17 protein-coding genes and 1 pseudogene are annotated in these 22,280 nt (G+C 70.1%); 5 read left to right on the top strand and 13 right to left on the bottom strand.

Annotation, left to right across the window (positions count from 1 at the left end; genetic code table 11):
- Nucleotides 1-6: 6 nt before the first annotated feature.
- Nucleotides 7-1,311, bottom strand: coding sequence for a M20/M25/M40 family metallo-hydrolase (locus CTZ28_RS20460; protein WP_121891094.1), 1,305 nt, complete (start codon nucleotides 1,309-1,311; stop codon nucleotides 7-9).
- Nucleotides 1,304-2,137, bottom strand: coding sequence for a M55 family metallopeptidase (locus tag CTZ28_RS20465; protein ID WP_121891095.1), 834 nt, complete (start codon nucleotides 2,135-2,137; stop codon nucleotides 1,304-1,306). Before CTZ28_RS20465 ends, CTZ28_RS20460 begins: the two co-directional genes overlap by 8 nt.
- Before the next feature lie 167 nt (nucleotides 2,138-2,304).
- On the opposite strand from CTZ28_RS20465, the gene CTZ28_RS20470 reads away from it, so the two are divergent.
- Nucleotides 2,305-2,553, top strand: coding sequence for a hypothetical protein (locus CTZ28_RS20470; protein WP_259471710.1), 249 nt, complete (start codon nucleotides 2,305-2,307; stop codon nucleotides 2,551-2,553).
- 61 nt (nucleotides 2,554-2,614) lie between these two features.
- Here CTZ28_RS20470 and CTZ28_RS20475 read toward each other — a convergent pair whose 3' ends face one another.
- The gene (locus tag CTZ28_RS20475) at nucleotides 2,615-3,220 is read right to left on the bottom strand and encodes a rhodanese-like domain-containing protein (protein WP_121891096.1); all 606 of its coding nucleotides are present in this window, start codon (nucleotides 3,218-3,220) and stop codon (nucleotides 2,615-2,617) included.
- A gap of 72 nt (nucleotides 3,221-3,292) precedes the next feature.
- Here CTZ28_RS20475 and CTZ28_RS20480 point away from each other — a divergent pair, with 72 nt between their 5' ends.
- Nucleotides 3,293-3,580, top strand: a complete 288-nt coding sequence (locus CTZ28_RS20480; RefSeq protein ID WP_121891097.1) for a metal-sensitive transcriptional regulator — start codon at nucleotides 3,293-3,295, stop codon at nucleotides 3,578-3,580.
- Between the two features lie 116 nt (nucleotides 3,581-3,696).
- Here the strand turns inward: CTZ28_RS20480 and CTZ28_RS20485 are convergent, their stop codons facing one another.
- The 5 genes from CTZ28_RS20485 to CTZ28_RS20505 all read right to left on the bottom strand — a co-directional run bounded on the left by CTZ28_RS20485 (nucleotide 3,697) and on the right by CTZ28_RS20505 (nucleotide 11,076).
- The gene (locus CTZ28_RS20485; protein ID WP_121891098.1) at nucleotides 3,697-4,446 is read right to left on the bottom strand and encodes a sulfite exporter TauE/SafE family protein; all 750 of its coding nucleotides are present in this window, start codon (nucleotides 4,444-4,446) and stop codon (nucleotides 3,697-3,699) included.
- A 49-nt stretch (nucleotides 4,447-4,495) separates the two neighbouring features.
- Nucleotides 4,496-5,863 carry an MBL fold metallo-hydrolase gene (locus CTZ28_RS20490; protein ID WP_121891099.1) on the bottom strand — a complete coding sequence of 456 codons (1,368 nt, stop codon included), beginning with the start codon at nucleotides 5,861-5,863 and terminating at the stop codon, nucleotides 4,496-4,498.
- A 229-nt stretch (nucleotides 5,864-6,092) separates the two neighbouring features.
- Nucleotides 6,093-7,916 carry a SpoIIE family protein phosphatase gene (locus CTZ28_RS20495; protein ID WP_121891100.1) on the bottom strand — a complete coding sequence of 608 codons (1,824 nt, stop codon included), beginning with the start codon at nucleotides 7,914-7,916 and terminating at the stop codon, nucleotides 6,093-6,095.
- A gap of 176 nt (nucleotides 7,917-8,092) precedes the next feature.
- Nucleotides 8,093-10,483, bottom strand: coding sequence for an MFS transporter (locus CTZ28_RS20500; RefSeq protein ID WP_121891101.1), 2,391 nt, complete (start codon nucleotides 10,481-10,483; stop codon nucleotides 8,093-8,095).
- A gap of 149 nt (nucleotides 10,484-10,632) precedes the next feature.
- Nucleotides 10,633-11,076, bottom strand: a complete 444-nt coding sequence (locus tag CTZ28_RS20505; protein ID WP_121891102.1) for an SRPBCC family protein — start codon at nucleotides 11,074-11,076, stop codon at nucleotides 10,633-10,635.
- 158 nt (nucleotides 11,077-11,234) lie between these two features.
- Between CTZ28_RS20505 and CTZ28_RS20510 the strand changes: the two are divergent.
- Together CTZ28_RS20510 and CTZ28_RS20515 are read left to right on the top strand one after the other, a co-directional pair.
- Nucleotides 11,235-11,471: pseudogene (locus tag CTZ28_RS20510) on the top strand (Rv2578c family radical SAM protein); the annotation flags it as partial.
- Between the two features lie 633 nt (nucleotides 11,472-12,104).
- Nucleotides 12,105-12,461, top strand: coding sequence for a restriction endonuclease (locus tag CTZ28_RS20515; protein WP_121891125.1), 357 nt, complete (start codon nucleotides 12,105-12,107; stop codon nucleotides 12,459-12,461).
- Nucleotides 12,462-12,624: 163 nt separating this feature from the next.
- On the opposite strand, the gene CTZ28_RS20520 is transcribed toward CTZ28_RS20515, so the two are convergent.
- The 5 genes from CTZ28_RS20520 to CTZ28_RS47090 all read right to left on the bottom strand — a co-directional run bounded on the left by CTZ28_RS20520 (nucleotide 12,625) and on the right by CTZ28_RS47090 (nucleotide 18,801).
- On the bottom strand, nucleotides 12,625-14,829 hold the full coding sequence (locus CTZ28_RS20520; protein ID WP_121891103.1) for an ATP-dependent nuclease: 2,205 nt from the start codon (nucleotides 14,827-14,829) through the stop codon (nucleotides 12,625-12,627).
- Nucleotides 14,830-15,747: 918 nt separating this feature from the next.
- The gene (locus CTZ28_RS20530; protein ID WP_121891104.1) at nucleotides 15,748-16,917 is read right to left on the bottom strand and encodes a recombinase family protein; all 1,170 of its coding nucleotides are present in this window, start codon (nucleotides 16,915-16,917) and stop codon (nucleotides 15,748-15,750) included.
- A 56-nt stretch (nucleotides 16,918-16,973) separates the two neighbouring features.
- Nucleotides 16,974-17,888, bottom strand: coding sequence for a transposase family protein (locus CTZ28_RS20535; RefSeq protein ID WP_183154488.1), 915 nt, complete (start codon nucleotides 17,886-17,888; stop codon nucleotides 16,974-16,976).
- A gap of 142 nt (nucleotides 17,889-18,030) precedes the next feature.
- The gene (locus tag CTZ28_RS47085) at nucleotides 18,031-18,189 is read right to left on the bottom strand and encodes a hypothetical protein (protein WP_183154479.1); all 159 of its coding nucleotides are present in this window, start codon (nucleotides 18,187-18,189) and stop codon (nucleotides 18,031-18,033) included.
- 177 nt (nucleotides 18,190-18,366) lie between these two features.
- Complete coding sequence (locus CTZ28_RS47090) at nucleotides 18,367-18,801, bottom strand: hypothetical protein (RefSeq protein WP_183154480.1); 435 nt, start codon at nucleotides 18,799-18,801, stop codon at nucleotides 18,367-18,369.
- A 52-nt stretch (nucleotides 18,802-18,853) separates the two neighbouring features.
- Between CTZ28_RS47090 and CTZ28_RS20540 the strand changes: the two genes are divergently transcribed.
- Nucleotides 18,854-22,126, top strand: a complete 3,273-nt coding sequence (locus CTZ28_RS20540; protein ID WP_183154481.1) for an NB-ARC domain-containing protein — start codon at nucleotides 18,854-18,856, stop codon at nucleotides 22,124-22,126.
- The last annotated feature ends 154 nt before the right edge of the window (nucleotides 22,127-22,280 follow it).

A 22,280-nucleotide genomic window follows, 5' to 3' on the forward strand; every position in this document is an offset into this window, starting at 1 on the left:
CTTCGTCTAGGCCGTCCGCAGGAAGCGGTCGAGGACGCGTACGCCGAAGTGCAGCGCCTCGGCCGGTACCCGCTCGTCGACCCCGTGGAACATGGCCTGGTAGTCGTAGCCCTCGGGGAGTTCGAGCGGGGTGAAGCCGTAACCGGTGATGCCGAGCCGGGAGAACTGCTTGGCGTCCGTGCCGCCCGGCATGCAGAACGGCACCACGTGCCCCTCGGGGGCGAACTCCTCGACGGCGGCCCGCATCCCGGCGAACGTCGGCGAGTCCACCGGCGCCTGGAGGGCGACCTCCCGGTGGTGGAACTCCCAGTCCACGTCCGGCCCGGTCAGCCGGTCGAGGGTGGCGCGGAACTCGTCCTCGCCGCCCGGCAGATACCGCCCGTCGACGAACGCGACGGCCTGCCCCGGAATCACGTTGACCTTGTAACCCGCCTCCAGCACGGTCGGGTTGGCGCTGTTGCGGACGGTCGGCTCCACCAGCGCGGCGGCCGGGCCGAGGTTCCGCAGCAGCCCGTCCACGTCGTCCAGGTCCGCCTCGATGCCGTACAGAGCGGCGAGTTCGGTCAGGGCGGCGCGCACGGTCGGGGTGAGCCGCAGCGGCCACTCGTGCGCGCCGATCCTGGTGACGGCGGCGGCCAGCCGGGTCACCGCGTTCTCCCGGTTCACCCTGGAGCCGTGCCCCGCCCGGCCGCGCGCGGTGAGCTTGAGCCAGGCCGTGCCGCGTTCACCGGCGGCGATCGGGTAGATCCGGCGTCCGGCACCGTCGTGGAAGGTGTACGCGCCCGCCTCGCTGACGCCCTCCGTGCACCCCTCGAAGAGGTGGGCGTGCCGGTCGGCGAGGAACCCTGAGCCGTCCTCGGCGCTGGCCTCCTCGTCGGCGGTGAAGGCGACGACGACATCGCGCCGCGGGCGCACCCCCTCGCGCGCCCAGGCCCGCACCACGGCGAGGATCATCGCGTCCATGTTCTTCATGTCGACGGCGCCCCGGCCCCACACGACCCCGTCGCGGATCTCGCCGGAGAAGGGGTGCACGCTCCACTCGTCGGCCTGCGCCGGGACGACGTCCAGATGACCGTGGACGAGCAGGCCCGGCGCCGACGGGTCGGTGCCCTCGATGCGGGCGACCACGTTCGTCCGGCCCGGGGTGCGTTCGAGCAGCGTGGGTTCGAGGCCCGCGCCCGCCAGCCGCTCGGCCGCGTACTCGGCGGCGGGCCGCTCCCGGCAGTCGCCCCCGCCGCGGTTGGTGGTGTCGATCCGGATCAGCTCGGAGGTGAACCGGACGACCTCGTCCAGCGCGCGCTCGTCAGCCATACTGCTCCTCCACCGCGGCCGAGGCGATGGTGGTGACCGCCTTGAAGCTGCGGATCCCCTCGTACATGGTGTCGCTGGTGTACGCCACCTTGCGCTCCCCGGTCCGCTCGACGCCCGGCACGACGGTGACGGCCTGCGCCAGATGCTCGGCGTCGAACTCCAGGGCGATGGTGAACGGGCCGCCGTGGACCGGCTCGTGGCGCACCGCCAGCGCGGCGGCCTCCTCGGCCGCGGCGTGGATGTCGGCGGCGGTCCTGGCCGGTGTGCGGCACACGGCCGCGTACCGCGACACATGGTCCTTCACCGCGACCTTGAGCGCCTGCGGCGCGTACCCGAGCGCGTCCTCGCAGGCCACGTCGTCCCCGGTGACGAGGACGACGGGCACTCCGTACTCGGCGCCGACATGGGCGTTGAGAAGTCCCTCGCTGGCCCGTACGCCGTTCAGCCACACCCCGGTGATGGAGTTGGCGAGATAGGTGTGCGCGAGGACGCCCTCCATGCCGGCGCCCGCGTGGTAGCCGACGAACGCGATGCCGTCGACGTCCCCGTGCTGCACGCCCTCCACCATGGACAGGGACTTGTGCCGCCCGGTGAGCAGCTGCGCCCGCTCGTCGAGCCGTTCCAGGAGCAGGTTGCGCATGGTCCAGTGAGCCTCGTTGACGAGGACCTCGTCGGCGCCGCCGGCCAGGAAGCCGCGCACCGCGGCGTCCACGTCGGAGGTGAACATCGACCGGCACCGCTCCCACTGCGGCGTCCCCGGCAGTACGTCGGCCGGCCAGGTGACGCCGGTCGCGCCCTCCATGTCCGCACTGATGAGGATCTTCATGCCGCGCCACGTTACGCGGTGCGGAGCCGGCCGGCCACGATCGAGCGGCGGAGAGCTCGGCGCGTGCGGGAACATTCCAGGCCCGGCCGGCGCTCTGCTGTGTACCCCGTCGGGTACCAGGCGGTGACCCCGGGGAACGGTGACGGGCCAGGAAGGGCGTGGGAGTGATGACAGGTCAGGAGCGGCCAGGCACGGCCGAGGGCGCGTCCTTCGTGACGTCCTGCGGCCGGCGGATCGCGGTGAAGTGCCTGCGGCTTGCCTCACCGGAGAAGCCGATCAGCCGGGTCACGCTGGACGTGGGGCAGGACCGGGGCGGCGAGCCGGGCACCTGGGCGGCGCTGACCGCGGACGAGGCCCGTGACCTGGCCCGCCTCCTGCTCGCCCAGGCGTCCCGCGCGGAGCGCCCCGGCCGGTGAGGCGCCCCGACGGCCCTGCGGCCCGCCGCCGTCCGCCCGGCCGGGCCCGCCGGCCCCGGAGTCAGCGGGCGCGCAGCGCGGCACGTGCCGCGTCGAGGTCGGCCGCGCGGGGCCGGTTGTGCGGCAGCCGGCCGAGCACGACCGCCATGCCGCAGGTGTCGGTGAGGGCGGAGAACACCAGGCCGCCCGCGATGCCCGCGGACAGGATCAGGAACGCCGGGTGCACGAGCAGACCGAGGGCCAGGCCGAGCAGCACGAGCGTGCCCGCGGTGAGCCGGACCTGCCGTTCCATGCTCCAGGTGGCCCGGGTCGCGCAGGCCGCGGGCCGGTCCACGGCATGGCCCGCGGCGGTCCAGCCGCCGGTGCCGCCCGCCAGGGTGGCGGCCGGCACGCCGTGTTCCGCGAGCAGCCGGCAGGCCTGGGCCGAGCGGTTCCCGGACGCGCACACCATCAGGACGGCGCCGCGCCCGGCGGCGTGCTGTATCTCGGGCAGGGCACGCTTCACCTGGTCCAGGGGGATGTTGAGGGCGCCGGGCAGATGACCGGAGGCGTACTCGCCGGCGGTGCGGACATCGATGACGGTCAGTTCGGACAGCCGGGCGCGGGCCTGCTCGACGTCGAGCGTGACGATCGCGGGGGATGCGGGGGATGCGGGGGAACCCGTCATGGCAGGGTGATCCTTTGCTGGTCGCGAAACGGGATATACAATACCCCTAGGGGTATCATTGGAGGTCTGATCGTGGAACTGGAACTCGCGGCCACGGACCTGAAGGCCGTGCTGAACCGACTGCGCCGGGCGCAGGGCCAGATCGCGGGTGTGATCCGGATGATCGAGGAGGGCCGCGACTGCGAGGACGTCGTCACCCAGCTGGCCGCCGCCTCCCGCGCCCTGGACCGCGCGGGCTTCGCCATCATCGCCACGGGTCTCCAACAGTGCGTGACCGCCCCGGAGTCCGGCCGAAGCAACGGCGAGCCCCCCGAACAACTACGCGCCCGCCTGGAAAAACTGTTCCTGTCACTGGCGTAGGCACGCCCTGAAGGGGCGCGGGGAACTGCGCGACCAGCCACAACGCACCCGCGGACAACCGACAACCGGACACACCACGGCGCTCCCCCACGGCACCCCCGGGAACCGGCACCGCATCAGATACCCACGTCGATCAGCATCAACGCGGCCACCACCAACAGCACCAGGGCGAAGCCCCGCTGAAGCATGCCCCCCGGCACCCTCGCAGCCACCCGCCGACCATCCCACGCACCGAGCACCGCGGCCCCGGCGAACGGCCCGATCACCGTCCAGTCCAGCCCCTCACCGGTGCCCGCGCGCAGCGCGAGCGCGGCCACCGAGTTGACGGTGATGACCAGCAGGCTGGTGCCGACCGCGGCGCGCATCCGCAGGCCGAGCACGCCCACCAGCGCCGGTACGGCGAGAAAGCCGCCGCCCACCCCGAGGACGCCGGTGACCGCGCCGAGCCCGGCGCCCGCCGCGACGGCGCGGCCCGGCCGGACCGGACGCGCGGTGTCCGCGACGGCGGGACGGGGGCGCAGCATGCGGGCCGCGGCCACCGCGGCGACCAGGGCGAACGCCACGGTGAGCACGGCGGCCGGCAGCCGGGCCGCCAGCAGCCCGCCGAGCATCGCGGGACCGATGCCCGCCGCCGCGAACAGCAGCCCGGTACGCCAGCGGACGTGACCGTCCCGGGCGTGCGCGGGCACCGCGGTGGCGGTGGTGATGGCCACGATGACGAGGCTCGCGGTGGTGGCCGCGACCGGGGTGAAGCCGAGCAGGTAGATCAGCGCGGGCACGGCGAGCACACTGCCGCCGCCCCCGAGCGAGCCGAGCGCCAGCCCGATGGCACCACCGGCCACCACGGCGAGTACGAGGTCGCTCACCCGGCCCTACCGCCCTCACCGACGCACCCGGCCGCCGCGCCTGCCCGCATCAGGCGGTCCGGACGGGCAGGCCCGCCGGGCCGGCCTCGGCGAAGGCGTCGTCGACCGCCACCACGTCCCGGCCCGCCGCGTCCAGCAGGGAGGCGGCGATGGCGGCCCGCATCCCGCCGGCGCAGTGCACCCACACCTGTCCGTCCGGCACCTCGTCGAGCCGCCGGTGCAGAGTGTGGACGGGGATGTGCACCGAGCCCTCGACGAAGCCGCCCGCGCGCTCGGCGGCCCGCCGCACATCGAGGACCACGACGTCCCCGTCCGCCCGGCGTCCGGCCAGGTCCGCGAAGCGGGCCCGCGGGAAGGAGGCCGGGGCCTCCCCCGCCCGCAGCCAGGCCGACGGGTCGCCGGTGGCCGCGGCGGCCGGGCGGTCGATGCCCACCCGGACCAGTTCGCGCTGGGCGGCGGCGAGTTGCTCCGGGGACTCGGCGAGCAGCGTCACCGGTTTGCCCCACGGGATCAGCCAGGCCAGATACGTGGCGAGCTGCCCCTCGGCCTCGAAGTTGAACGAGCCGGCGACATGCCCGGCCGCGAACGCGATCCGGTTGCGCAGGTCCACGACCCACTCCCCGGCCGCCAGCCGGGCGGCGATCTCGTCGGCGTCGGCCGGGGCGGGCGGGGTGAGGTCGACGGGCGCGGGTCCGGCCGTGTTGGCCGGACCCATGTGCGCGTAGTAGGCGGGGATGTCGTCCAGACCGGCCAGCAGATCGGCGACGAACGCGTCGACGTCCCGGGTGAGCGCCGCGTTGCCGGCCTTCTCCTTGCCGATGGTCGTGGCGGCGCCCGAGGCCGCGGACGAGGCGCAGAAGCTGCCGAAGCCGTGCGTGGGCAGTACGGCCGTGTCGTCGGGCAGTTCGGCCGCGAGCCGGTGGGCGGAGGCGTGCTGGGCGCGGGCCAGCCGCTCGGTCAGCCGCGGCTCGACCAGGTCGGGCCGGCCGACCGTGCCGACGAGCAGCGAGCCGCCCGTGAACACCACGACGGCGGCCCCGGCCTCCTCCAGGACGTAGGCGGTGTGGTGCGGGGTGTGGCCGGGGGTGGCGAGCGCCCGCAGGGTCAGGCCGGCGTCGGCGTCGACCACGGTGCGGTCCCCGTCGTGCACGGGTATGTGGCGGACGGCGACGCGGGCCTCGGCCGGGACCAGATAGGCGGCCCCGGTGACGCGGGCCAGGTCCGGTCCGCCGGTGACGTAGTCGTTGTGCACATGTGTCTCGACCACATGTGAGATCCGCACACCGCGCCGGTCCGCCGCCGCGATCACCCGGTCGATGTCCCGGGGCGGGTCGACGGCCACCGCCGTCCGCCCGCCGCCCGCCAGATAGCCGCGGTTGCCGAGTCCCGTCAGCTCGATGGTGTCCACGAAGTACATGCCGTCCGCTCCCGCTCTCGTCGATTTACCCCCGGGGGTATATTTCCGAGGCTAGCACAGGTACCCCCGGGGGTATTTTCGGCGGAGTGGGGATCCCGGCGGTCGGCCGACGGACGTCAGCCGGCCACGACGGTGAAGCCGGCCGACCGGAGACACCCGGGCACCGCGGCGTCGGCCATGTCCACGCCCAGGGCCCGCGGGAAGCGACCGGCGAGGAACCGTCGGGCGGTCAGCACCGCCCTGGCGTCAGTTCGAACCAGACCGTCTTCCCGGCGGTCGTACGGCTCGTGCCCCATTCCCGGGCCAGCGTGCTCACCACGCGCAGCCCGCGCCCCGACTCGTCGCCGGGTCCGGCGCTCAGCAGGGTGGGCAGGGTGTGATCGTCGTCGTCCACCGCGCACAGCAGCGTGTCGCCGCGCACCAGCCGCAGCCGGATCGGGCGGCTGCGCGCGTGCCGTACGGCGTTGGTGACCAGCTCGCCGACCATCAGCTCCGCGCTGTCGGTGAGCCGGGCGAGGTCCCAGTCGTGCAGTTGCTCACGGACCGCGGCGCGGGCCCTGCCGACCTCGGCCGGGTCAAACCCGAGCCGCCACTCGGCGACGTCCTTCGGTGCGATGCCGTTGAGCCGTGCCATCAGCAGGGCCACATCGTCCTTGCGTCCACCGCGGGCGCCGAGGGCGCGGACGATCGTGTCGCAGGCGTCGTCCATGGACGCCGCCGGATGGGCCGCGGACTCGCAGAGCTTCGCGAGGCCCACGCCGAGGTCCGCGCCGCGCACCTCCACGAGAGCGTCGGTGCACATCACCAGCCGGTCCCCGGGCGCCACCCGCACCCGCACCTCCTCGAAGGGCACACCGCCGACGCCGATGGGCGCGCCGGTCGGCAGGTCGAGCAGGTCGCTGCGGCCGTCCGCCCGCACCAGGACGGGCGGGACGTGGCCCGCATCGGCGATCCGCAGCTCGCTCTCGATCGGGTCGTAGACGGCGTACACACAGGTCGCGAGGTAGTTGTCGCCGAGCCGCTGGGCGAGGCTGTCGAGGTTGCGCAGCAGTTGGGCCGGCGGCAGGTCGAGGGCGGCCATGGTCTGCACGGCGGTGCGCAACTGGACCGCCATCGCCACCGAGTCGAGGCCGTGGCCCATGACGTCGCCGACGACGAGCGCGGTGCGGGCGCCGGGCAGTTTGACGGAGTCGAACCAGTCACCGCCGGCCCGGGTGCCGGACAGACGGCGGGTGGCGAGGTCACAGCCCGCCCTGCGCGGCGGGATGTGCGGCAGCACGTTGTCCCGGAGGGGCTCGGCGACGCTCTTCTCCGGTACCGGCAGCCCCTGCGCCGCAGCCCGGGCCGCCCGCTCGTGGCGCGCCGGCCGTTCGGTGCGCCGGGCCACACTCCAGTCGGGGGTCACCGGCACCCGGGTGCTCCGGCTGAACTCCAGGACGGGATAGCCGAGTTCGAGGACCTGCGCGACGATGCGGACGCTCTCCGCGACGCTCATGCCGGGCAGGATCCCAGGCAGCCGGCGGGCCAGTTCGTCGGCGCCGGGGAAGTCGGTGTGCAGGGCGAAGCCGGGGGCGATCCGCTCGAACGCCGCCGCCCCGCTCCCGCCGTCCGGCCCGCCCGAGCACAGCAGCTCCGCGTCGGCGGCCAGGACCAACAGCCGCTCGTCGCCCTGCCCGACCAGCGGGTACGCCCACCACAGGACGTCGGCACGGCCGCGCTCCGGCACACTGAGGCGCGCGCGGCCCGCGGCGGGGTAGTTCAGTCGCCCGTCGAGCGAGGACTCCAGGTCGGGGCCGAGCTGGTCGTCGGCCGCGTACGCCCCGTCCAGGGTGAACGCGTCGTCTGGGAGCGCTCCCGAGACGGGCAGCAGATCGAGCACGAAGCGGCCGACGGCCTCCTCCTCGGTGGCGCCGAACAGCCGCCGCGCGCCGGTGCTCCAGTGGGACACGAGGCCGTTCCGGTCGGCGACGACCACGGCCAGCGGGATCCGGCCCGTCGCGCCGTCACCGGCCACGGGGCCGGGCGGCGCGTCCCCCTCGGTGCCACAGTCCATGGCCCAGCCCCCCTGTCCCCACGGCTCCGCAAAGATCTGTGCCCCCGGCGCCAACGGTACGGCTCGGGCCGGTCGCGATGGGTACCAACGCCGGAATTGGCGTTACTTGATCGCTCCGGTGTCCGGGGCCGCACCCCCGGGGGCGCACAAGCGGGTTCGCGGCCCCGGGCGCCGGGTCAGTCCTCGTGGCCGAGCTGGAGGTCGCGCTCGGTGCGTCCGCCGCCCGCGACCTGGAGGACGGTGGCCACCGGGGGGTAGCCGGCCGCGATGACGGTGTACTCGCCGGAGGAGAGATCGACGAACCGGAACGTTCCGTCGGGGCCTGTGGTGAGCGTGTCCACGACGTTGCCGGCCGCGTCGAGGAGGGTCACGCGCGCGTCCTCGACGGGCCGTCCGCCGCCGGCCCGCACGGTGCCGCGCAGGACGGCGCCGCCGGCCAGCTCGACGTCCTGCCGGGTCTCCCGGGCCGCCTGCACGCTGACCGGGAGCGCGGCGGGCCGGAAGGCGGGTGCGCTGGCGGCGAGGGTGTACTCGCCGGCGACGAGTTCGGTGATGACGTAGCCGCCCTCGCGCCCGCTGCGGGTGGTGGCGACGACCTCGCCGTGCGCGTTGGTGAGCGTGACGGTGGCGTCCCGTACCGGGGCGCCGTCCGCGGTGAGGACGGAACCGGCCAGCCGGCCCGCGCCGCCGAGGACGACGTCCAGTTCGACCGGCCGCTCGCCGACGGTCACCGAGACGGCCTGCGGCTGGTGGCCGCCCGCGGCGGCGATCAGGACGTACGCCCCGGAGCCCGGTGTGGACAGCGCGTACCGCCCGTCGTTGCCGCTCGCGCCCCGGCCGATCTGCTGCCCGGCCACATCGATGAGGGTGAGGGCCGCGCGGGGCACCACGGTGCCGTCGGGGTGCTGCACCGTGCCGCAGACGGGGATCCCCGCGGCGTGGGACGAACGGGCCTGCGGGATGGAGGAGTGCACCTGCGCGGTCTCCTGGTCGGTGGCGGGGGCGTTGTGGGACACCAGAGGTTTCTCCTTGAGGAAGAAGGCGATGATCAGCCCGAGCACGAGCACCGGGACTAGGTAGAGGAAGATCCGGGGCATCGCGTCGGCGTAGGCGCTGATGTAGGCGTCGCGCAGCGCCGGGGGCAGGGCGTGGACCGCCTGCGGGGTGATCGACTCGGCGTCCGGCAGCGGGGCGCCGGCCTGCGCGGGCAGGCGTTCGCTCAGGGCGTCGGTGAGCCGGCCGGCGAAGAGGGTGCCGAAGATGGCGGCGCCGACGCTGCCGCCGATCTGCCGGAAGTAGTTGTTGGCGCTGGTCGCGGTGCCGAGGTCGGCGGGGCGCACGGAGTTCTGCACGGCCAGGATGAGGACGGGCATCACCAAGCCGATGCCGGCGCCGAGGACGGCCATCCAGATGCTGTAGTGCAGCCGGGGCGTGTCGATCTCCAGCCGGGACAGCAGCCACATCCCGGCCACCGAGAGGGCGCCGCCCAGGACGGGGTAGATCCGGTAGCGGCCGGTGTGGCTGATGAGTTGTCCGGAGACGATCGAGGCGACGACGATGCCGCCCATCATGGGCAGCATCAGCAGGCCCGACTCGGTGGCCGTGGCCCCGTCGACCATCTGGAGGAAGGTCGGCAGATAACTGGCGGCGCCGAACAGGGCGATGCCCACGACGAGGCCGACAAGGCCGGTGACGTTGAACACCGAGTCCCGGAACAGCCGCAGCGGGATGAGGGGTTCGGCGGCGTAGTGCTCGGCGACCAGGAACAGGACGGTGGCCGCCACCGCGCCCGCGCCGAGGCCGAGGATCTGGCGCGAGCCCCAGTCGTACTCGGTACCGCCCCAACTGGTCAGCAGCACCAGGCAGGTGGAGGCGGCGGCGAGCAGCAGCGCGCCGAGCACGTCGAGCCGGGCGCGCACGCGCTGCTTGGGGAGTTTGAGCACGACGCTGATGACGGCCAGGGTGATCAGGCCGAAGGGCACGTTGAAGTAGAAGCACCAGCGCCACGAGAGGTGGTCGGTGAAGTAGCCGCCGAGCAGCGGCCCGGCGACGGAGGCGAGGCCGAAGGCGGCGCCGATCAGGCCCATGAACCGGCCGCGCTCCCGGGGCGGCACGATGTCCGCGATGATCGCCTGCACGCCGATCATCAGCCCGCCCGCGCCGACGCCCTGGACGGCCCGGAAGGCGATCAGCTGGTCCATGCTCTGCGCCCGTCCGGCCAGCGCGGAGCCGATGACGAAGACGAGGATCGCGAACTGGAAGACGGCCTTGCGGCCGAAGAGGTCGCCGAGCTTGCCGTAGATCGGCAGTCCCACGGTGGCCGTGAGCAGATACGCGGTGATCGCCCAGGACATCTTGTCCAGGCCGTGCAGCTCACCGACGATCTTGGGCAGCGCGGTGGCGACGATCATCTGCTCGAGGGCGGCGAGGAGCAGGGCGAGCATCAGCCCGATGAAGACCAGCCGGACCCCGCGCCGGCTCAGTTCGGGGGCGGGGGCGGGCGGCGGCAGCGGCACCTTCAACGGTGCCACGACCGGCTCGTGCTCCACCAGAGTCGTCCCGCCCACGTATCGCTCCCTCGTCGCGCTGCCACACAATTCCCGCGTAAGGCGACAACTGCGAGCAAGCGCGACGAGTTACGGATTCATGCCGGGCGCCCCGGAGATCCACTCGAACCGGTGAGGGGCCAACACCCCTTCGTCACCGGCCTCTTGGGCTACTTCTCGACTTCGGCGGCGAACTTGGCGAGCAGTGCGTCGTAGATCCGGCCGAGCCCCTTGGGCGCGAAGGTCCTCTCGAAGAAGCCGCCGATGCCGCCGGCCCCGGTCCAGGTGCTGGTGACGACGACGCGGGAGGCGCCCTCGCCGGCCGGGGTGACCCGCCAGACGGTGACCATGGAGGAGTTGCGGTCCTTCTCGACCAGTTCGCCGTCGGTGGGCTCGGTGACCTCCAGGAGGCAGTCCCGGACGCGCTTGCTGGTGGCCTGGAGCCTCCAGTGGACGAGGGTGCCCTCGCCGTCACCGCCCTCGCGCACCTCGTACTCGCTGAACTGTTCGGGCAGCACCTTCGCGCGCGTGCCGCGGTAGTCGGCGAGGGCGTCGAACACCTTCTCCGCGTCCGCCGCGACGACCCGCTCCGTAGTGGCCTCGACCTGCGCCATTGGCTTCCTCCAGGACCTGAGTTCTCGGGGTTGGGGCAAGCCAACCACCCCGCTCCCCGGCCGCCAAATCGGGGGGCCTGGGAGCGATCGGAAACGGCCCTTGCACGATCATGCGAACGCATGTTCTATTCTATGGGCAACGCTACCGAGGAGGCCAGATGCGCTGGGAGAACCTCACAGTGGAGCCGGCACAGCCGGCGCACGGCCGGGCCGACGCGGCCCTGTTCGGCGCGGACGCGGTGACCACCCGCACCTTCGACACACCCGAGTTCCGCGGGATCACGTTCCACGAGATCCGGGCCCGCTCGATCATCAACCGGGTGCCGGGCGCCTCGCGCATGCCCTTCGAGTGGACCGTCAATCCCTACCGCGGCTGCACCCACGCCTGTGTGTACTTCACTGCATGACCCTATTGAGCCCGGGAGGACCGATGCTCAGCACTCCGAAAGCGGACAAGGCCTGGAAAGGCATGACGAGGTCATTCCCGACCCCGGAGGCGCCAGGCCAGTATGCCGCCCCAGGCAAGGCGGAGAGGACGGCTTACGCCGTGCTGCTGCATGAACCGGCTGCGCGCCCAGGCGGCGCCGACGCGAGTCAGTGGCTACTGCTGCGCGACCGCACAGCGAAGCGCCTGTAACCGACACACCAGCAGCAGCAACACTTCAGGGATGCTTCTCGGAAGTTCAGCCTGAGCTGCTCTTCTGACGGAGAATCAATCGGGTAGGAGGGCCGGGTCGCCCGGCCCTCCTACCCGATTGATACGTCAGCGTCTCGTCATGGGCATCCCCGGGTCCCGGGGGTGTCGCCGAGGAGACCCTTGCTGCCACTGGCCGGACGCGACAACGACGTTGATCGCCCAAGCCCCCCAGCAAGACACCGAAGAGACCCGTCAATGCACCAGCCGGGACACGCATCGGCTTCCACCAAGACCCTTGACGGCCACACACGAGTACGCCCAGTGCCCGACGCGGAACAGCGGCACGGGAGCTGTCAGCCGGTTCACCACCACTACCTCGATCACGCGGCGGGTGGGCGGTTCGCACGACAACGGTGCCGACGTTCTCGGGCGTCTCCCGGACGGGCGGACCATGGTCATCCAATGCGAACGGTACGCAACGAGCAGCACCATCGCGAGTCGGGAGTTGCGCGATCTGCTGAGCGCCAAGGTGCACTTCCGGGGAGAAGTGGCCGTGTTCGTGACGACCACGCGCTTCAGTCGTCCCTCGGAGAAGTTCGCGGTGGAGCACGAAATCCTCGCCGTACACCGGGATCACCTCGGACTGTGGAACAACGGTGCTTCCCTCTTGTCGCTGAGCGGCGTGAACGGCCATGGCCAGGGAGATTCCCGTCACCGGGCACACTGGAAGCAGGCGTACGGCAAGTAACCGACAGTGCAGAGTCTCCAACAGCCCGGGTATCAGTTGCCGTTGACGTCGCACGGCCTCCAAGCCAGGTAGCGCACGGTCGTACCTCCCTGCTCGTCGCCGTCCAGAAGGGATCGCTCCCGCTGATGGCAGCGCTCGGACTTCAAAAGGATCGAGGCATTCACTAGAGGGGCTTGCACACCTCATCGCCTTTGGTCAGGGCATCGAGCACAGGTGTCTGGTTGCCCTCGGTGGTTTGCTCGGGAATCTGAACCACCGCTGACTGCGGCCGAGAGGTCCCGAAGAATGCCTCGAAGACGAGGTCGAACTCGCAGATGGTCGATTCCTTGAACACCGGTAGCCCACGGATAGCATCGGCCGTGGTGTAGTGCTCACAGAACATGCGGGCCCGGTCGTTCTTGTTGTTCGACTCATTGGGCTGAAGCTCCGGGTAGTAGGCCTCGATCGACCCCCGCTCCCAGATGTAGATGTCTTCGCGGCGAAGCATGCTCAGCAGCTCCAGCTTCATTTTCTCCAGCTCCGAGTTCTCCGCTTCTTCGAGAATCCGCCGAGCGGCGCCGGAGGCGGAGCGGGCGAAGAAGGCCTTCACCGCTGCGTCCAACTCCTCGAACGCGCACAGTCCTTCCGCATGCTCCGCGCTCTTGAGCTGTGCATGCTCCCACAGGGCACGTGCACTACCACTCTTGCTCAAGCTCTTGAGGGTGCCGGTGGACACCTTGGCATCCTCGTCTTCTACGAGTTCGTTGACCTTCGAGACGACCTTGTCGCGCAGTTGCCGACAGTCGGCGCTCGCGCCGAGTTTGTCGAACCCGTCGAGTACGGCGTCCAGGTCCGCGACGACCGCGACTCTCATCTCGAAGCGCTTGAAGAAGCGGCGGTATCGCTCGATGCTTCCTTTGCCTTCGACCTTGGCGATCGCCGTCCCCTGCTTGTCGAAGTCCCACTGCGGGCTGAGGGTGCGCGCGATGTGAGGGATGAGGGTGCGGTCGCTCGGTCCTTCCACGAGAAGCACCGAGGTGGCGAAGAACGCCGCCTCGTTGTTCTCATGCGTGATGATCTCGAACTGATCCCGGGCGTCCATGTCGGACAGGTCGATCACGCAGGTCCGGCTGGCCGGTGGATCCAAAGTGTGGTCCTTGACCACCTTCACGAAGGTGCCGGTCGCTCCAGGCGCACAAAAGGCCGACGAGTGTGTGCTGACCAGCACATCGTTGTAGTCGGAGAAGACGGTCAGGGCCTCGAAGAGCTTGCGTTGCGCCTGTGGGTGCAAGAACACCTCAGGCTCCTCGAACAGCAACAGGCAGGGCTGTTGAGTACTGTCCGGCCGAGTCGGCTTCGCGGTCTTCAGATCCACGTAGGCTCGCAGGAGAGCGAAAGCCACGGAGCGGCGCAGGCCGTCGCCTTTGGTCTTGAACGGGCCACTGATGCCGTCGTTAACAGCGATATGCGCTTCTTCGAGCAGGCTGCGGAGTCGCGGTGGAGGAATCTCCAGGCGAACGCTCGCCCGGGGGAAGGACTCCTGAAGGTTGCGCTGGATCAGCGACTCGATCTCGCGCACTTCCCGGAGCCGGCCGTCCGACTCGCTTCCGTCCTCTTTGGCCACAACGTTCAGCTGGCTTCGAAGCTTGTCGAATGATGCTTCGAGCTCGGGCAGTTGGTGTTCGATGTCCTCGAACAGGATGGAGAGCAGGCGTCCGAACGTCGCTGTCGAGCTTGTCTTGAGGTCGTCGTTGAGTTCCTTGACGGCCGGAATGTAGATCGGCTCAGGCAGCAGGGGGGCCACCGACTTGTCCAAGCCGGTCATCAGCGGGTCGTCGCCGGTGGTGTACTCATGGGGTTCAAGAGCCGCGACGCAGTCGGCCCATTCTCGCTTCACCGCGGTGCGGTTGATCTTGCCCGACAGCCTGGCGAAGATCTCCGGATAGGTGTGCTGGACGTTCGCCTCAAGCTCCTCGGTCGAGATCTTGGGCCTGAGAACCCCATCCAGGGCTGTCTTCCTGAAGCGCTGGTCGCTCGGCACCTTCCGAACCACCCACATCTCGCCCTTGCCGGCCCCCTTGTACGTGCGTGCCAGGGTCAGAGTTCCGTCCGCAACCGCAGGTTCGATGCGTGAACGGTGGTTCTCCTCCAGGCGCTGCAGATCTGTCGCGCCGATGCCTGCAAAGGTGAGCTGGATACGGATGGGACGCGCCGGGTTCAGGAAGTCGGTGGCGATCGCGGCGCCCGAGCGGAGGAACATGTTCAGTGCCTGGAACACGGACGACTTCCCCGCGTTGTTCTCACCGATGAGGCAGCCGAATCGGGAGAACGACATGTCCACGTGGTCCAGTCCACGGAAGTTGTCGATCCTGATGTGTTCGAGGCGCATGGTACTCCAGGGGATGCTCAGGCCGAGCGAACATCTTAGAGGGCCATGTGACTTCACCTCCCCGGCTGACCAACACTGAGGGCGTCATCAGCATCACGCCAAGGCCAAGATTTCGGGTCGCGTGGCCGACAACGCCGCTCCACTTGAGCGCCGTTGGTGCACGACGGAACCCCACGAGCGGAGCGGCCACTCTCGTGACGTACGGGCACGGATGGTCGTTGGCCACAACTACGGCCTCGTCCATGAGAATCACCCGAAAGAGTGACCGTGGATCCGCCTCATTCCGAGATGATCAAAAAGCCTTGTCTTCATGCTTCCTGAAGGATGCGTGGACGCTCTCGATCAGAGCGGGGGCAGGCACCGGATTTCACGCAGCGGGAAGGGAACATCGGGAGCTTGATGCTTCGGGGCGCCCAGCGTGTGGAACCCAGGGCATCGACCCGTTCGACCATGCCGAGTTCGGACACGAAACGGGCTAGGTCGTCCACCGACTCCAGGACGTCGGGCCAGCCAGGTACCAGGATGTACCGGATACACATCGGGACACCAACGCGAAGAAGACCAGGCCGAACGAGGGACCGGGGGCAACTTCCACGACCTGCTCAAGGCCACTGCGCTCACACTGTCGGCGCCCCTGCATCTGATGCGCAAGGAGACCTGGACCGGGATCCCCAGCAGGACCAACAAGCAGACGCTCCGCCCTCTGCAATGCGAGCAAGCCGGACGTCAACCACTGAGTACCGCTCGCCGAGGCCTATGACTCGGGCGCCTCGGCCTGGACCCCGAAGGAGCGCGGGGACTCCGACAACGACCTCGGTGACGCCCGCGGCCTGGTCGCGGGCGCGGACCACGGAACTACGGCCCCCCGGCAGGGTGTTGCATGGCGTACCACTTGCGCGGGCTGCTCCGCCCGCGGGGTCAGCCCATCCCCTGAAGCGGCTCGATCCGTACCGATCGCGGATCGAACGGCGCCCTGCCCGCACAGCCGGGCAGGAGCGTTACCGTGGCCAGCGTTACGACGACCGCGCGCTGCCGGTCCAGCGTCAGCTCCTTCCAGGCCTTGGTGGGCTCTTCGGCGGTCACGATGTCCACCAGGATGCGCGTCCGCTGCGGGTGCGCCATCTGCGCCTCGATGTCTGCCAGCCGGGCCTTGATCCTGCGGGTAGCGGCCTTGAATTCGGCGGCGTCCGCATCGTCGTCATCCGCGAACTCGTCGGTCAGGGAGCTGATGCGGGACCGCAAGGCAGCGGTCTTCGCCCGCAGCTCCTCCGTCCTCGGCGCGGTCTCGTCGGCGAGGAGATCGACGGCGTCGGGGCGCGACAGGCGCCGGATCACGTACTCCTCGACGGTGAGGTCGATCGGTTCCGTACCGCGTGCCAGGTGCTTCGTCGTCCGGCACCGGTACAGCGGCGTCGTGAGCCCCCTCGTGCCTTTCGGGCCGCCCCGCGACCCGGACGTCACGGTCGTCCCGTCGTTGCAGACACCGCACCGGGCGATCCCCGACAGCAGCCACCGCCGGGCCGGTCCCGGGCTTGTCGCCCGGCTCTCGTCCTCAAGGACGTGCTTCGCCTCCCGCCATGTGGCCTCGTCCACGATGACCGGCCACTTACCCGGGTACAGCTCACCGCGGTACTGACGCAGCCCTGCGTAGCGCTCGTTCAGGAGTACGCCGCGGATGGCGTTGTGTGACCAGGGTCTGCCGTTGCGGTTGAGGATGCCCCGCTCGTTGAGGTCGGCGGCCATGCCGGAGAAGGTCGCTCCAGCGAGCAGCGCGTGAAAGCAGTCCTTGACCTCGGCGGCCTCGTCTTCGACGAGCTCCGCGCCGTCTGCGGTGTAACCGAAGCAGCGCGGCCCGGTCGGCGGCAGGCCGCGCTCGACGCGCTGGCGCATCTCCCGCTGCTCCCGCTCCGACATCTGCTCGACCTCGAACGTGTCGACCTCGCCGAGGAGGCCGGCGAGGAGGCGGCCAGCGGCCGTCGTAAGGTCCAGCTCGGGGCCCTTGACGCACAGCACGGACACCTCGTGCTTGCGGAGAATCTCGATTCCCTCGGCCCGTTCGCGCCGGTTCCGCCAGAGCCGGCCGAGCATTTACGAGTTGGTGCGTGATAGCGGGTGAGCCGTATTTGGCCTGATGTGGCCTGTTTTCAGGCGGTGACGGTGCGGTCGGAGACGAGGCCGGCGATGGCGCGGTAGGTGTCGGGCAGGCGGTCGCGTCGGTGGGTCCAGCGCGTCAGTTGCTTCCAGCGTTTGTGGTCGGCGAGGGCGTGCTCGACCGTGATCCGGTCGGAGGAGTGCCCGTGGCGGTCGCGTTCCCACTGCTGGACTCTGCCGGGCAGTGCTCCCGGACGCGGTTTTCTCGGCGGTGTGATCGCTTGCCCGCGGTGGTCGCGGCTCAGGCCGAGGTAGCCGTCGTCCAGGAGGACCTCGACGTCGGGGAAGTGCTGGAAGCAGACAGCGATGCCCCCGTTGCGGGCGGCCGTGGCATCGTGCATACGACCGGGCCGCAGGGCATCGGTCCATAACGTACGGCCCCGCCAGTCAGCAATGACGGTGGCCTTCATGGTGTTCTGCTTCTTCTTGCCGGAAACGAATGCGCGCCGGCCGCCGCGGCCGGCCGGTGGTCGGCGGACCTGGATCTCGGTGGCATCCAGCCGCAGCTCGATGTTCTCGGCCTGGGCGTGGGCGAACACGTCCGCCAGTGTCCGAAGGCGCAGGCCGGGGCGGTCGGGGACCGCGCACCCCCGCTCGGCCGGGAGCGTACGTATCTCTGTGATCGCACGGGTGATGGTGGAGCGGTCGACGCCGAGCAGCAGCCCCAGTACCGAGTGCGGCAGGTCGTGCCGCAGATGGATCAGCGTGGCCACCAGCCGGTCGACGAAGACCAACTGGTGGCGGGCGCCGGCTCCCGCGGCCCGCTTCCTGGCTCCACCTCGCGCAGCATGGCGACGACCCTCGACCCCGGCCTGCCACGGCACCGCCAACTCCTCGACCAGGCACGCGAGATGACGCCGAGAGATCCCCGTGAACAGCCGATGCGCCAGCACCGCCCGATTGACCATGATCGCCACAGACGGATCATGCCACCGGCCAGGCACGACACCTCACCCGCTATCACGCACCAACTCGTAAAACGGTAATCGAGCCGATGGCCCCAGGCAGATGTCGGCTGGGGCCATCCTCGAGAGGCTGCGGCGTTGTGCGTCAGCTCTGGAGCCAGATCTGCGCCGCCTGGATGGCAAGACGGGCCAAGGTGTCCGCGAGTCCTGTGGCGGCGCCCGCCAAGACCGCCGCCAGTAGATCGTGTCGGGTGCCCTTTTCGGCGCGGGAGGACTTGGAGCAGGACTTCTGTGTGTTCGTCATGGGCCACAGATTGCGGTTCTGTCCGGCTCAAGTCAGCTGCCGGTGCCACGTCATGCGGTGAAACTGCAGGCAGGAACGCTAGGTTGGGAAAATCCGGAGCGGACCAGCACCGGAGGAAACCGGAGGTAGGACGGTGCCGGAGCACGGACAACCGGCGAAGGCCCAGCAGCAGTTCGCTCAGCGTCTGCAAGAACTGATCTCTGCTTCCGGATTGTCCAGAGCCGAGTTCGGACGCCAGGCAGCCGGCGTCGAACGGCGTATGGCCCACGCGCCGAAGCGGCCGCCGAGCTTCTCGGCGCAGCGGATCAGTGACTGGTTGTCGGGGAAGAACGTTCCCAGTGAGCGGGCTGTGGCCGCGATGGTGCTGACTGTCAGGCATGCTCGCAGGCGGGAGGGCCGTTCAGAGGCCACGGTGCGGCCTGGGCTGTTGTCCTCGGACCGATGGGCGGAGTGGCGGCGGCAGGCGCGGAACGCGAGTACCGCGGCGGCCGGTGGCAGTGTCGGCACGACGCAGCGGTCGAGGGTTGTCGGCGTGTCAGCCGGTGACAGTGGTGGCGGCTCGCCGTCCTCCGGGGGATCGGGATCACCGCGCACGGTGTGTCCGCCCGCCATGGCTCCTGTTCTTCCGGATCGGTTTGTCCCACGTCCCCATGAGTCGGAGCAGTTGCTGGAGGCGCTTCGGCGGGGCAAGGGCGCGGTCGTGCTGCATGGACCAGGTGGTTTCGGCAAGACGACGCTGGCGAGTTGGGCATGTGCCGTATCGGGAATCCGGGAGTCGTTCCCGGACGGGGTGCTGTGGGCGGAGGTCGAGCGGGAACCGGGGGCCGACCGTGTGGCCCGCTGCCTGTCCGATATGGCAGCTCTGCTCAGCGGTTGGCCGTTTCCTGGTCCGTATGCGGATGTGCCTGCTGCTGCGCAGGCCCTGCGGTCGGTGCTGACAGGACGGCGGGTGCTGCTGGTCGTCGACAACGTCTGGAGTGCGGTTGATCTGCGCCCCTTCGAAGGGCTGGGAGATGGGGTGCAGCTATTGGTCACCACGCGCCGCACAGGTCTGCTCGAGGGTGTCAGCATCCACGTCGGCGACATGTCCGTGGCGCAGGCCATCGCGGTCCTGGGCGTGGAGGGCACTGCCGACAGCGTGTCGCTGCGGCCGCTGCTGGACCGCGTGGGGTGTTGGCCGCTGGCCCTGGCAATGATCTCCGGTGTGTTGCGGAGTCTGGTGCAGCAGCATGGCATGGACGTACGTGAGGCCGTGCGCGCGCTTGCGCACGAGCTCAAGGAGTACGGCATCCTGACGCTGGATGATCTGTCCGACGCGGATGTGGTCACCGGTATCGCGCGCACCCTTGAGTTGAGTCTGGCGGATCTTGTCGCGATGGGGGGCCAGGACTGCGAAGAGCGGTTCGTTTCCCTGGCAGCCTTCCCTGCTGGGGAGACGATTCCTTTTCGGCTGCTGCACCGGCTGTGGGACGTCAGTGACCTGCGTGCCCGCGCGGAGGGCGACCGCTTCGCCAGCCGGTCGCTGTGCACGGTGGTCGGCGGTGAGGGCCTGCGTTTGCATGACATCACCCGGCAGGCCGTGCGCATTCTGAAATGCGATCAGGTACCCGAGTTCAGCCGTCAACTCCTCGGCACGATGCGGCCCTCACAGGGATGGCACCGACTTCCTCGCGCCGACATGCCGCTCACCGACAGCCTGGCCTTCCATCTGCTGCAGGCAGGGATGGTGCAGGAACTGGGCAACACCCTGCGCGATGTCCGGTTCCTCGCTCAGCGGCTTGCCCTGTCGGGCCCGACTGCCCTGTACGCCGACCTGGTCCGTTACACCGCTGCGGTCCCCGGGGACACCGCGGCCGGCGCTCTGGCCGACCTGGTGCGCAGGGAGGCTCCCGTATTCACGGGCCCGCTCTCGGCCCACGACCTTGCCCTCACCCTGGAGAACCGCTGTCTGGGAGTGCATCCGCTGGCGCAGTGGCTGAGCCACACCGGCCAGGCTCGCGAAGGCGGCGGTCTCCGGTCTGTTCACCCACCGGTAGACCGAGACCATCCGGCACTCGAACGTTCCGTGGCTGCCGCGGAACTTGGCGAATTCCGTGATGCCGACTGGCACCCGAACGGCCGGTTCCTCGCCATCGCAGGCCGCGTCCCCCCTCTGGAAATCATCGACGCCGGGGATACGGGGGCACGAGAGTGGGCGATGGAAGGTGATGTGATCTTCAGCCGCGTGCGGTGGAGTCCGGACGGTACCCGACTGGCACTCGTCGGTGTCAGTGACCGCTTCGCCGAGCCGCACGACAGTGAGGGGAGGCCTCGCAATGCCCCCCGTGTCCACCGTAACGACGTGATCGTCTATGACCTTCGCGCCGGCAGGGAGATCTTGGCCGTGCCCGTGCCGGCCTCCCTCGCGCTCTTTCGGCAGCTGCCGCCGGCCCTGTGCTGGTCGCCCGATTCCCGCAGGGTGGCCGTCGCAAGTGACACGGACGTGAGACTGTACGACCTCGCCTGCGACAGCGAACCGATTTCCCTGGCGGGCAGCGAGGACGCCTGCGCGGAAGGCGAGGTGTCCCTCACCTGGCATCCCGTGCACGGCCTCATCGCGCACTCCTCACGGCGCACCGCCGCTGGACAGGACGTCGGGGTGCTGCGCAGGTGGGCCGATCCGGCCCTCGCCCACCAGGAGCCGCAACAGTGGCAGTCCCCGCTGTTGTGGGGCCGGGGCAGGTCTCTCATGTGGCGTCCCCACGGCCGTACCCTGGTCGTGGATCTGGAAGAACGCGCCGTGGCCGTCGTGGATCCGTTCACCCGGCGTATGCTCTGGCGCATGGAGCACGCCCGTGAAGCGACCGTGTACTGGTCGCCTGACGGGAGGCAGCTCGCCGTGCGCGAAGCTCCTGTGTGGCCACGCCTGGGCGGAGCACAGATCACCTTCTGGAGCGTCCCGCCCGACCACCTCTTGTCGCCGGACAACCCTCCCGTGCTCACTTCTTCCCTTCCGCTGGGGTCCTACCACCACGATCAGGACTGTGTGTCATGGCAGCCCGACACCACCCGCCTTGTCACCACCAGCGACCGGCGCCTGCTGCAGTTCTGGAACACCGAACGCCCCTTCCCCACCAGGGCGGCAGCCCCCGTTGCGACCGCGTTCCTGCATGTGCGCTGGAGCCCCGATGCTCGAAGTGTGGCCGTCGCAGGAGAAAATGGGCGCTGGATCAGTGTGCAGCTGCGGGAGACCTGCGTAACCCCCCACGACGGTTATCCCTTCCCCGGACGTGATCCCGCGGCCCGGCATCGCTGGCCAGCGGAAGTCGGTGTACCGGCTCAACGGCGCCCCCGCGGCGGTCCCCCAGTCGTCGTGCACTTCGCACCGGATGAACTGCACCATCTGATCGGGCTGCCGTCCGAGCCGTTGCGAGTCTTCACAGCCGCAGGGCAGCTCGTGACGGAGCTCGGCTCCCCCGCAGATGCGCAACGCTGGGCAGATGCCTGCTTCACAACCCGCGGCGACCGCATCGTCGCAGTCGCCGGCACCGATGACGGGGACCGTGTGTTCAGCGTCTGGAACCTGACCGAAGCCGTGCAGCGGCAGGAAGCCGCTGCACGCTCGACCTATCGGACAGCCCGCCCGGCAGCGCACCATCCCAGCATCTGGCGGATCACCGCCAGCGACACGCACGCCGTCATGCTCGCCCACCCCAACTACATCGGTCTGTTCCGGCTGAGCGACATGCATACGGTTTGCTGGATCAAGACCAACTCTCATGTCTACGACGCCGCCTTCGACTCCAGCGGCCACCGCCTGGCGGTGGTCGGCGACGCGGCTCTCCACCTGTTTGAAGTCCACACGCCGGCCGATACCGCAGCTGACGAGGGCGACAGCGACGAGACGGATGAACTCTTGATCCACGAGTTTCCGGAGGAAGAGCGCGGGTTGCGCTGACCGCGACGATCACCCGCAGCGTGGGCGGGTATGCGGCCGGCGTGGAGGAGAGGGCAAAAGCCACCCGTGCAGAACTGCGGCGGGTACCGGTTCCACATCACCGAAGTTCTGCTTGTACACGCTTCCGGCCCTCTCGGCGGTATGCGTCGAGAGG

Origin of the sequence: Streptomyces shenzhenensis (assembly GCF_003688995.1) — a bacterium.
GTDB lineage: Bacteria > Actinomycetota > Actinomycetes > Streptomycetales > Streptomycetaceae > Streptomyces > Streptomyces shenzhenensis_A.

Coding starts and splice junctions, on each gene's coding strand:
- CTZ28_RS20490 (WP_121891099.1), bottom strand. CDS start 5,863: ATGTACTTCGTGGACACCATCGAGCTGACGGGACTCGGCAACCGCGGC.
- CTZ28_RS20535 (WP_183154488.1), bottom strand. CDS start 17,888: ATGGTCAATCGGGCGGTGCTGGCGCATCGGCTGTTCACGGGGATCTCT.
- CTZ28_RS20495 (WP_121891100.1), bottom strand. CDS start 7,916: ATGGACTGTGGCACCGAGGGGGACGCGCCGCCCGGCCCCGTGGCCGGT.
- CTZ28_RS20520 (WP_121891103.1), bottom strand. CDS start 14,829: ATGCGCCTCGAACACATCAGGATCGACAACTTCCGTGGACTGGACCAC.
- CTZ28_RS20465 (WP_121891095.1), bottom strand. CDS start 2,137: ATGAAGATCCTCATCAGTGCGGACATGGAGGGCGCGACCGGCGTCACC.
- CTZ28_RS20460 (WP_121891094.1), bottom strand. CDS start 1,311: ATGGCTGACGAGCGCGCGCTGGACGAGGTCGTCCGGTTCACCTCCGAG.
- CTZ28_RS47085 (WP_183154479.1), bottom strand. CDS start 18,189: ATGACGAACACACAGAAGTCCTGCTCCAAGTCCTCCCGCGCCGAAAAG.
- CTZ28_RS20505 (WP_121891102.1), bottom strand. CDS start 11,076: ATGGCGCAGGTCGAGGCCACTACGGAGCGGGTCGTCGCGGCGGACGCG.
- CTZ28_RS20475 (WP_121891096.1), bottom strand. CDS start 3,220: ATGACGGGTTCCCCCGCATCCCCCGCATCCCCCGCGATCGTCACGCTC.
- CTZ28_RS20470 (WP_259471710.1), top strand. CDS start 2,305: ATGACAGGTCAGGAGCGGCCAGGCACGGCCGAGGGCGCGTCCTTCGTG.
- CTZ28_RS20530 (WP_121891104.1), bottom strand. CDS start 16,917: ATGCTCGGCCGGCTCTGGCGGAACCGGCGCGAACGGGCCGAGGGAATC.
- CTZ28_RS47090 (WP_183154480.1), bottom strand. CDS start 18,801: ATGGCGGGCGGACACACCGTGCGCGGTGATCCCGATCCCCCGGAGGAC.